The organism is Arsukibacterium sp. (assembly GCF_033722355.1).
Taxonomy (GTDB): Bacteria; Pseudomonadota; Gammaproteobacteria; order Enterobacterales; family Alteromonadaceae; genus Alishewanella.
The window spans coordinates 1-9,057 of sequence record NZ_JAWVZF010000113.1; the positions used below are offsets into that span (position 1 = coordinate 1).

The following is a 9,057-nucleotide window of genomic DNA, read 5'->3' on the forward strand; positions in this document are numbered from 1 at the left end:
ATAATGCCGAGCAACGTCATGATCAGACTCATTAACAAATGAAACAGCAACAGCCATCTGAGCTTGGCCCGCCAGTGATAAGCGTTGAGCGGATAACGCCACAACACCACAAAAATAGTGGCCACAGCCAGCACTGACAGCCAGAAGCTGGCACTTAACACCCAAAATGGCTGCACCAGCAGCAACAGTGCGACCAACAATAACCAGAACCTGCTAAGTGGAATTTGCGTCAGTTGACTTCGGCAGATAACCAGAATAAGCAGTGCAATACTGGCGCGCAGCGTTGGTATGGCAAAGTTTGCCAGCCAGGCATATACCAGGGCGAAGACCAGCCCACAGAGTAATACCAGCAGTTGCTGGCGCCTGATTGGCAGCAAGCCTTTGGTCCAGTTACCGAGCCAAAGGACCCAGCCAAAAACCAGCCCTATATGTAAACCTGAAATTGCCAGCAGATGCCCCAAGCCGGCATGCTGCGCGCCCTGCCAGAGCGTATCGGAAAACTCCCGCTCGCCAACTGCCAGAGCTTTGAGTAATGGTGCGGTACGATAAGGTGAAATAGCCTGCTCTACCCGGCTCACAGCCCGCTGACGCCATGACGTTGTTTGCTTAAATAAAATATGCGGACCCGGCGCTACCTGCGCTGAGGCAATCAGGCTGTTGATATAACCGGATGCTTCCCGGTTGATACCACCCGGGTTGGCCAGACCGTGCAGGGGCTTTGGCTGCAACCTGAGCAGCCAGTGCTGCCCGGCTGCCAGTCTGGGTGGTTGCTGCCAACGCAATGACAACCTAAACCCCCTGGCTGGCCCGCTGAGTATTGTTGCACTAAGCTTGGTGTAATCCGGATAAGATGTCGGCGTTGTGTCAATCATGACACGTACAGGTTTGCCAGCCGAGGTAAGTATTGCCTGCTGCGCCGCCTGATATTGCTGATAGTGCCAGCTTAAGCTAGCCAGATAGCTGGCAGCCCCCAGCAACACCAGCAGGTAAGGCCAGCGGCGGACAAACACCAGTAAAAACAGCATAACAAAAAAAATACTGAAAAAAGGTGGCACTATCGGCAAAAATAACGACAATAGGCTGGCTGTAATAACTCCGATGCAGAATCCTAGCATGGCCTCTTTCTATACAGGTTAGAATGCCCAAAAAACTATTTAAGAAATATCTACCATCAGCCGAAAAAATCAAGCAACAAAAACTTATAAATTTATTTGGAAGTTTGCTACATGATGGTAACCTTTGGCATTTAAACCGGCGTTCGGCGCGCGGGGCTTTTGCTGTCGGTTTGTTCTGGGCCTGGATCCCGATGCCTTTTCAGATGGTGGCAGCGGCTGCCACAGCGATCCCATTGCGGGTGAATTTACCGCTTACCCTGGCATTGGTGTGGACATCAAATCCGCTGACCATGCCAATAATGTTTTATCTGAGCTATCTGATTGGTACTGTCGTACTGGCGCAGCCGCTGGAGCCTTTTGCTTTTGAAGCCAGTCTCGAATGGTTGCGCCAAAGTTTGCATACTATTGGCAAACCTTTTCTGCTGGGGTCATTATTAATGGCAATCACGGCCAGTATCAGTGGTTACTTCCTGATTGACTGGCTCTGGCGACTGTCAGTTAAAAAAGCCCAGCTGGCAAAAATACTGCGGCACAAAAAAAAATAACCCCCTGGTTTGCGCAGGAGTTATCAGTGCTGGCCAAGAACTGAGGCAGGTTCTACTTTACTGGCCCGCCAGGCCGGATACAGGGTTGCCAGCAAACTTAACAAAACAGCAACCGTAAAAGTCAGGCTGACATCCTGCCAGCGCAGCAAAGAGGGCACAAAGTCAATAAAATAAATACTGGGGTCAAGCAGAGAACTGCCCAGAATACGGGTCAACCAGGCAAACAGTTGCTCAATAGTGCTGGCCAGCAGTACCCCAAGGCCCACCCCCAGCAACGAACCAATCAAACCATTAAGCCAGCCAAGCAGCACAAAAGTTTTAATCAGCTGAACCGGCGCCATACCCATTGTCAGTAAAATCGCAATATCGGCTTCTTTCTCCCGCACCGCCATGACCAGTGTTGCGACAATATTAAAACATGCCACCGCAATAACTAAGGTCAGAACCAGATATAGGATTGCCCGTACCATCTGAATATCGTTGTAAACATGCCCCTGGGCCCGGTACCAGTCGCCCAGATAAACATGCTCATCAATCATCCGACCGAGCTGGCGCGCCATTTGCGGCGCTGCAAAAATATCCTCAATGCGGAACGCGAGACCATGCACTTCCCCCTCTGCCACCCCTAACCACTGTGCTAACGCAGAGATATTTACCCATACCTGACTGTAGTCGAGCTGCCCCCCTAACGAGACAACAGCGCTGACGGTTAAATTAACGGTGCGATGACTGGCCAGACTGCCGTCAGCGGCAAACCGGGGTAACATCAGTTGTAAGTTCTGACCCGGCTCAATGGCCAGTGCTTTGGCAATGCCCTGTCCGAGCACAATTTGCTGTTCGTTCAGGCCCGTCAGACTGCCCTGGCTGACAAAGTCTGATATTGCGCTGATTTGCCGTTCGTACTTAAGATCAATCCCACGTACCTGAGCGGCTTTTACCGCACCACTGTGGCGCAACATGCCATTAGCTTTGATATAAGGCGCCACGGCACGGACACCATCAATCTCAGCCAAAGTCTGAACCTTGGCTGGCCAGTTTGTCAGACTGTAGTCTACCGCTTCTAATTCAACATGTGGGATCACAGCCAGCAGCCGATCTTTTAATGCCTGTTCAAAGCCATTCATCACCGACAGCGCCAAAATCAGAATAGCCACGCCTAGCGCAATGCCGCTGGTGGAAGAGGCGGAAATAAACCGGATAAAACCACTGGTATGCCGGGTAGAGCGATAGCGTTTTGCCAGTTGCCAGGCGAGACTAGCCATGCATCACCTCTAGCTGACCTTCACGCATCAGGTATTGCGAATCAAGCCGGCCAGCCAGTTCGGTGTCGTGAGTTACCACCACAAAACTGGTCGCCATGCTGGAATTTAGTTCGCGTAGCAGTTTATAAATGGACTCGGCCGTGTGTTGATCGAGGTTGCCGGTTGGCTCATCGGCCAGCACCAGTGCTGGCCGGGTAACAAGCGCCCGGGCGATGGCTACCCGCTGCCGCTCGCCGCCACTAAGCTCAGCCGGTTTGTGATGGCCACGATGCTCCAGCCCTACCCGCGCAAGCAACGCGGCAGCACTGGCCAGTGCTTCTGAGCGTTTTTCACCGCGGATAAACAGTGGCATCGCCACATTTTCAAGTGCAGTGAAATCCATCAGTAAGTGATGAAACTGATAAATAAACCCCAGTTGCTGATTGCGAAGTAAGGCTTTTTTTGCCGAGCTTAAACCTGCCAGCGGCTGACCGGCGATGGCCACGGTACCACTGTCAGCGACATCCAGTGCACCTAAAATATGCAGCAAGGTGCTTTTACCTGAGCCAGAGCTGCCAACAATAGCCACCATTTCACCCGGCGCTACGCTCAGACTAACATTATGTAATACCCGGGTTTCTGCTGCGCCATCGCGGTATGTTTTACATATTTGGCTTGCTTCTAATACTTTATTCATCGCGTAAAATTTCCGCCGGATTAATTTTAACTGCCCGCCAGGCCGGATACAGCACTGCCAGCAGAGTAAGCCCCACTGCACAGCCAAAAATAGTGATAATCTGCCATGGATTAACTGCCACCGGCAGAGCGATACCGCTGGCCAACTGTAAACCAAAAACACTTAGTACTTCGTTTAGCTGCCAGCACACTAATAAACCTGCCACTACGCCAAGCACAGCACCAAAAATACCATTGACCACGCCCTGAAAAGCAAATACAGCAAATAACTGACTATCAGCCATACCCAGTGTTTTTAAAATGGCCACTTCTGCTTGTTTTTCCGTTACCATCATCACCAGCGCCGACACAATATTAAACGCGGCAACAGCCACTATCAGTAACAACATCAGCCACATCATGGCTTTTTCCATTGCCACAGCAGCAAATAACTTGCCCTGACTTTGCCGCCAGTCGGTGACTGCACTAAAGCTGTTACTCAGACTCAGACGCTCTGCTAACAACGGGGCCCTGAAAGGCTCTGCCAGGCTGAGCCGCCACGCCGGTTCGCGTTGTGCAGCGGGCAGCAGCCGGGCAAGATCATCCAATCGGGTAACCGCCAGCAGATTGTCGACCTCAGAACCCGTATCCACTATTCCCACGACTTCAAATAAGCGTTGCCGCGGTAACCAGCCAACCGGCGTGTAACTGCCGCCCTGGGCCAGCATAAACCGTAATTGCTGACCACGGCTGACTTCAAGCTGTTCTGCCAGGCCACGGCCCAGCACTACCCCATACCGGCTTGTGGCAAAATCCTGCCAGCTACCGACGACCAGTGCCTGTTGTAAAAATTGCGGTATATGATCAGCATTTATCCCTTGCAACATCACAGCATTGAGCTGACGCGGTGCCTGGACCAGTGCTTCAGATTGTAAAAAAGGGCTGATATCCTGCACGCCGTCACTGGCAGTAAGTTCTGCTTGCCAGGAAGTTCCGGGGCTTTGCGGTTGCACCACCACATGCGGAATGACGCCAAGGATCCGTTTTTTCAGTTCAGCTTCAAAGCCATTCATCACTGAACTGACCAGCGTTAATGCCATCACGCCCAGCAGAATACCGGCTACCGAGAAAAAGGTGATAAACGAAATAAAGGCATTGCCCTTCCGGCTTTGGCTATAGCGTAGCCCAAGCAAAATGCTAACGGGTAATTGCATGTTAATATTCAGGACTTTGCCTCGGTTAGATGGTAAATTAGCTGCAAAAAACGCTGCTGATAATAGTGATTATTAGCCATAATGACAAGCAACCTTCATTGAGGCCTGCTATGGACCCATTATTACAGTCATTAACCGACACTTATAACGATTACTTCAGTGTTGAGCACGACATTATTGTCAACTGCAAAATGTACCACGGTGAACTGCCGTCACAGCAGGCTTTTATTGCCAGTATTCCACAGCCATTTTTACTGGCCGGTGAGATGGGCAGCCTGAATATGTCGGCACTGCGCTCATTAAACCGGATCGGCGAACTGGCCGAAGAACTGGCAAATTATCTGCAACAGCAGGCCCGTAAAATTGATTTATTACTGCATTATGTGCTGCAGCAGCAAGACAGCGCGGAGCATCGTCAGCTAACGTTAAGCTATGGCGGTGCAGGCTTATGTCTGCAAAGTCAGCAAGCTTTGCCATTGCTCAGCTTAGTGGAGATAAAACTGTTTCTGGCTGAAAACGAAGGGGCCGTTTATTGTATAGGTCAGGTTATCAGTGCTGAACAGACCGCGGCAGGTTGGCAAATAAAGGTTGTATTTCGCCGGATTAGAGATCAAGATCGCGAGCTTATTGTCCGGGCCAGTCTGCATCAGCAGTCACGGCAGCTGAAACAAAAAGCGGCACAACGTCAGTTACCGGAATAAGTCATTGTTCTAGCTTTATCGCTACGTTTATCTTATAAGTATTTTGATAGGGTTTCAGGTTTTAATGAGTTTTATTAGGTTTTTACCCCGGATTAAATGCCAGCAGGATCAGATAGGTTGGGGCCAGCTGCATGGGGCCGCACTGCCGTTTGCCATAGCCCAACTGGTACAGGCTGAACCCGCCGTCTATATGTTAGTTGTGCCGGACACACCAAGTGCGCTGCGGCTGGAGCAGGAACTGGCGGTATTTCTGGCAGAAAGTAACTGCCCGGTATTAACGTTGCCTGACTGGGAGACCTTACCCTACGATGTTTTTTCACCCCATCAGGACATTATCTCTCAACGCCTGAAAACCCTTTACCAGCTTCCCCGACTGACTCAGGGTCTGGTTATCGTGCCGGTAAGCACCCTCCTGCTAAAAATAAGTCAGCGTAATTATCTGGAACAAGCCAGTTTTCTGATTAAACAGGGCCAGCAAGTCAATTTAACGGCGCTTAAATTGCAGCTTAGCGCTGTCGGCTACCGTGCTGTTGAGCAGGTGATGGAACATGGTGAATTTTCAGCCCGCGGTTCATTGCTCGATTTGTATCCTATGGGCTGCAGCCTGCCTTTTCGGATCGATTTTTTTGATGACGAAGTCGACGGCATCCGTACTTTTGACCCTGATAATCAGCGTAGCCTGACTCAGGTTGACGCCATTGAATTATTACCCGCTCATGAATTTCCAACCGATAAAGCGGCCATTGAACGGTTCAGGCTGCGCTACCGGGAGCGTTTTGCTGCCCGCAATGAGAAAGAGTCAATATATCAGCAGGTCAGTCAGGGCATTCTGCCGGCCGGCATTGAATATTATTTGCCGCTGTTTGCTGAACAAACTGCCAGTTTATTTAGTTTTCTGCCACCGGAGTGTATTGCTTTAAGCTTTGGCGATATTGAGCACAGTGCCAACCAGTTCTGGCATGAATTAAAACGCCGTTACCATGACCGGGCTATTGATACCCTGCGACCGATTTTACCACCGCAGGAGTTATATCTGCAAACGGATGAGTTATTCAGTGAACTGAATAAATTCAGCCGGATTAAGCTAAGTCGCGCTACCCTGCCCGCTAAGGCCGGCCAGGAAAATGCACCGGTTTCAATGCTGCCAGAGCTGAATATTCAGCATCAGTTAAAACAACCGCTGAACCTGCTCAGTGATTTTTTATTGTCATTAAAACAGCAAAACGGCCGGGCGATCTTCTTTGTCGAAAGCGAAGGTCGCCGGGAGAGCCTGCATCAGCTGTTTAGCAAAGCCGGCATACGGGCGCCCGAAATAAGCTCGTTGGCAGATTTTTCAAAAAGTGACTCAGATTTAGTGATGCTGGTCGGGGCGCTGGAGCAAGGGGCGCTAATCAGCACCACACCGCCGCTGGCACTGATTAGCGAAAACGAGCTGTTTGGGCAGAAGATCAGTCAGCGAAGGCGCCGGAAAAAAAGTCAGCAGGTTTCCTCCGATACGATAATCCGCAATCTGGCAGAACTCAGTGAAGGCCAGCCGGTGGTCCATTTGCAACATGGGGTTGGCCGCTATCAGGGGCTGCAGGTACTGGATGCGGCCGGGATCAGCGCTGAATTCGTTACCATTGAATACGCCGGCAGCAGCAAACTGTATGTCCCGGTGTCTTCGCTGCACTTGCTCAGCCGTTATTCAGGGAGTGATCAGGAACATGCGCCCCTGCACAAACTGGGTAACGATACCTGGGAAAAAGCCCGGCGCAAGGCGGCAGAAAAAATCCGCGATGTTGCGGCAGAATTACTGGATGTCTATGCCCAGCGTGCTGCCCACCAGGGTTATGCTTATAAAATTGACCAGGAACAATATGCCGCGTTTGCTGACAGTTTTCCGTTTGAAGAAACCGCCGATCAGCAGGATGCGATCACGGCAGTATTAAATGATATGCAGGCCCCACAACCGATGGACCGGCTGGTTTGCGGGGATGTTGGTTTTGGCAAAACTGAAGTGGCAATGCGGGCAGCCTTTATTGCCGTTAACGATGGCAAGCAGGTGGCTATTCTGGTCCCGACAACATTGCTGGCACAGCAACATTTTGATAATTTTAAAGACCGTTTCGCTAACTGGCCGGTGCGGGTTGAAGTGCTGTCGCGCTTTGTCAGTCCCAAACAACAAAAAGTTATTCTGGAAGATGTTGCCACTGGCAAAGTGGATATTCTGATAGGTACCCATAAACTGTTGCAGGATGACATTAAACTGCATGATCTGGGCTTATTGATTGTCGACGAAGAACATCGTTTCGGGGTGCGTCAGAAAGAAAAAATTAAAGCACTGCGGGCTAATATCGATATACTGACCCTGACCGCCACCCCCATTCCGCGAACGCTCAACATGTCAATGTCGGGCATGCGCGACTTGTCGATTATTGCCACCCCGCCGGCAAAACGCCTGGCGGTGAAAACCTTTGTCAGGGAGTTTGAGGCTGGCCTGCTGCGCGAAGCCGTTATGCGGGAAATACTGCGCGGCGGCCAGGTTTATTTTTTACACAATGACGTGGCCACGATTGAAAAAATGGCCGCTGATCTGGCCGAACTGGTACCCGAAGCCAATATCGCTATTGCCCATGGCCAGCTGCGTGAACGTGACCTGGAACGGATAATGGCTGATTTTTACCACCAGCGTTTTAATTTACTGCTTTGCTCTACCATTATTGAAACCGGTATTGATGTCCCCACTGCCAACACCATTATCATTAACCGGGCTGATAATTTTGGCCTGGCTCAGTTGCATCAGTTACGGGGCCGGGTTGGCCGCTCGCACCATCAGGCTTACGCCTACTTGCTGACGCCACCACCAAAGCGGCTGAGTAAAGATGCGGAAAAGCGACTCGAAGCTATTTCATCGCTTGAGGATTTAGGTGCTGGTTTTGCGCTTGCCACCCACGATCTGGAAATTCGTGGTGCCGGTGAGTTGCTGGGTGATGAACAAAGCGGCCAAATTGAAACCATTGGTTTTACGTTATACATGGATATGCTGGAAGACGCGGTTACCGCGCTGAAACAGGGGCGCCAACCCAGTCTTGACATGATGCTCAGTCAGCAAAGCGAGATTGATTTAAAAATCCCGGCGCTGCTTCCTGACAGCTATATCCCTGATGTAAACTTACGCCTGTCATTTTATAAAAAACTGGCCAGTGCTAAAGATGAAAGCGAGCTGGACGATGTTCAGGTCGAATTAATTGACCGTTTTGGGCTGCTACCGGATGCGGCAAAAAACCTGGTGAAACTGACCGAGTTCAAACAACAGGCACAAACGCTTGGTATCAGGCGGATTGAAGCTAATGCCAAAGGTGGTGTTATTGAATTTGCTGAGAAAACCCGGGTTGCTCCCGCTTACATAATCAGTCTTATCCAACAGCAAAGCCGGATTTTTAAACTTGAAGGTGGCCAGAAACTACGCTTTGCCATTGCCAGTGCCGATGCCAAAGACCGGCTGACACTGGTTGCCAATATGCTGGCTGACTTCAGCCAACATCAGCTGGAGAAATCATGAAACCTGTTACTGACACTATCTC

7 protein-coding genes are annotated in these 9,057 nt (G+C 50.6%); 3 read left to right on the forward strand and 4 right to left on the reverse strand.

The features are described from left to right. Positions 1-1,076: ComEC/Rec2 family competence protein (locus R3177_RS10530; RefSeq protein ID WP_318970991.1), on the reverse strand; the 1,076-nt coding region annotated here is incomplete at its 3' end. A gap of 62 nt (positions 1,077-1,138) precedes the next feature. On the opposite strand from R3177_RS10530, the gene R3177_RS10535 reads away from it, so the two are divergent. Continuing rightward, entirely contained in the window at positions 1,139-1,660 is a 522-nt protein-coding gene (locus tag R3177_RS10535; RefSeq protein ID WP_318970992.1) for a DUF2062 domain-containing protein, read from the forward strand. A 23-nt stretch (positions 1,661-1,683) separates the two neighbouring features. On the opposite strand, the gene R3177_RS10540 is transcribed toward R3177_RS10535, so the two are convergent. From R3177_RS10540 to R3177_RS10550, 3 genes are read right to left on the reverse strand one after another with little or no spacing between them, the layout of a single operon-like run. Continuing rightward, positions 1,684-2,922: a lipoprotein-releasing ABC transporter permease subunit gene (locus tag R3177_RS10540; protein WP_318970993.1), complete on the reverse strand. Its 1,239-nt coding sequence runs from the start codon at positions 2,920-2,922 to the stop codon at positions 1,684-1,686. After that, positions 2,915-3,598, reverse strand: coding sequence for a lipoprotein-releasing ABC transporter ATP-binding protein LolD (gene lolD, locus R3177_RS10545; RefSeq protein WP_318970994.1), 684 nt, complete (start codon positions 3,596-3,598; stop codon positions 2,915-2,917). Before lolD ends, R3177_RS10540 begins: the two co-directional genes overlap by 8 nt. Further along, positions 3,591-4,790, reverse strand: coding sequence for a lipoprotein-releasing ABC transporter permease subunit (locus R3177_RS10550; RefSeq protein ID WP_318970995.1), 1,200 nt, complete (start codon positions 4,788-4,790; stop codon positions 3,591-3,593). Before R3177_RS10550 ends, lolD begins: the two co-directional genes overlap by 8 nt. 110 nt (positions 4,791-4,900) lie before the next feature. On the opposite strand from R3177_RS10550, the gene R3177_RS10555 reads away from it, so the two are divergent. Both R3177_RS10555 and mfd read left to right on the forward strand, forming a co-directional pair. Next, positions 4,901-5,491 (forward strand): PilZ domain-containing protein, encoded by a 591-nt coding sequence (locus tag R3177_RS10555; protein ID WP_318970996.1) that lies wholly within the window; start codon positions 4,901-4,903, stop codon positions 5,489-5,491. 64 nt (positions 5,492-5,555) lie between these two features. After that, a complete protein-coding gene (mfd, locus tag R3177_RS10560) occupies positions 5,556-9,035 on the forward strand; it encodes a transcription-repair coupling factor (RefSeq protein ID WP_318970997.1) in 3,480 nt (1,159 codons plus the stop codon). Positions 9,036-9,057 lie beyond the last annotated feature (22 nt).